We start from the raw sequence: 1,730 nt of genomic DNA on the forward strand, positions 1-1,730 counted from the left end.
AAGATGATAAAAGCGGGCAAAAGCGGCGAGTAGGGCGGTCTGCGGCGCGCAGATTTAAATTTAATAATGCGCCGCAAGGGTTTAAATTTAAAAATGCACTGCATAGGTTCAAATTTAATAGCAGCTTCGAGACGCTGCGCCAAAGATCAACTTTTAAAATTTATCCCGCAACCTTATTTTTTAAATTCCGGTTCGCAGCTTGCTTGGCCGAAATTTCATCTCAAATTTTATCTTGCGCTCTAATCGGTTAAATTTTATCTTGCGTCACGACAAGCTAAATTTTATCTCGCGGCGAGTTAGATTAAATTTCATCCGCTGCGGCTGCGTAAATTTACGGCGCTCTCTTTTATAAATTTTATCTGCAAGCAGGCAAATAGCGTCTATTTTATTTATTTCGGCTCTTTGGCTACCGCTTGATTAGCTTCTCTTGCTCGCCGCCAAAACTTGCGCTAAGATCGCCGCTAGCGCGATATTTAGGCTGACGCAGAGCCCAAACAGCGCCACTGCTTTAGTGGAGCTGAAAGCGAGCGTAAAAAAAGAGATTATGCTGGTTAAAGACGCGAGCGTGATGCCGAAAATTTTATCGCTAAGCGCCATTTTGTCGTTGTTTGCAAAGATCATATAATCGATCCCCACGGCGCCTGATAGGATCAGCGCAAAGATCGCAAAAATATTTACGCTCACGCCGAATGCGCTAAGCAGGGCAAGCACGGCTAAATTTGACGCAAAGACGGAGATGACGATCAACCATGCCGTTCGCGCACCGAAAAACGCCCACAGCAGTGCGAGCGCAAGGGCGTATGCGGCGCATTTTAGATACAGAGCGTTGATTTTGATCTGCGAAAACGCCTCGCTTATGGCGCTTCGCATGTTTAGATGCAGCGCGCCCATCTGCGCGGCAAGCTCGCTTACGGCTGCTTTATCGCGTACGCCGCGCAAAAAAGCGATATGCGGATCGACGCTCGGCATCGCAGCAAAAAGAACGGAGCTTCTGGCCTGCTCGTAGCTTAAAATAGGTGCTTCTGCAATCTTGGCAAAGTTTGCATCCACGAGTTCGCGGCTGAGCCCGAGATTTAAAAATGCGCTTCTATCGTAGTTTGCAAAGGCTTGCTTGATAAAGCTCTGCGTGGCGGGATCCAAAATCGGCGCGCCCACGTATGAGTCCGCAAGACCGCGCGCCACGACCTCTTTGGCTACCGCGCTCGCGTTGTTGCCTACGATAAGATCAAAGCTGGAGCCGCCGATGCTTGCTAGCTTAGCGCTCATCGCGATTAGGTTTTTATCCAAGCTCGCGTATTCGCTGACATCGTCCTTAAGCTCCATTTTAAAATACAAAAACGCAAGCAGCGCCGCGCAAATGATGGCGAGCGCTTTTAAGCTTAAGTTTATTTTGCAAAGCGCCTTTGCGTAGAGCTCAAGAGCTTTTGCAAAGATAGGAGTAGGGCAAAATTCCGCTCCTTCAAGAAGCAGCGGTAGGGCGAAGTAGCTAAAGCAAAACGCCCCCGCAAGTGCGGCTATGGCAAAGATCGCGATCTCTTTGAGCAGAAAAAACGGGCTGAATAAAAATACGAAGTAGCCTCCCGCGGTAATGAAAAAGCCTAGAAGCAGGATGTTTCGCATGCTTTTTATCGAGCGAGCCTCTATGCGGCGCGAGATGTTTGCGCCGAGCCAGTGCACCGCGTAATCCAGCATCAGCCCGATTAGGCTCGTCGAAACCACGGCGCTTAGGA

1 pseudogene is annotated in these 1,730 nt (G+C 49.1%); it reads right to left on the reverse strand.

Annotated elements, in window-relative coordinates:
- Positions 1–417 precede the first annotated feature (417 nt).
- Positions 418–1,730: pseudogene (locus Q0340_RS06255) on the reverse strand (hypothetical protein); the annotation flags it as partial.

Source organism: uncultured Campylobacter sp. (assembly GCF_938045595.1).
In the GTDB taxonomy this organism is placed as follows: Bacteria; Campylobacterota; Campylobacteria; order Campylobacterales; family Campylobacteraceae; genus Campylobacter_B.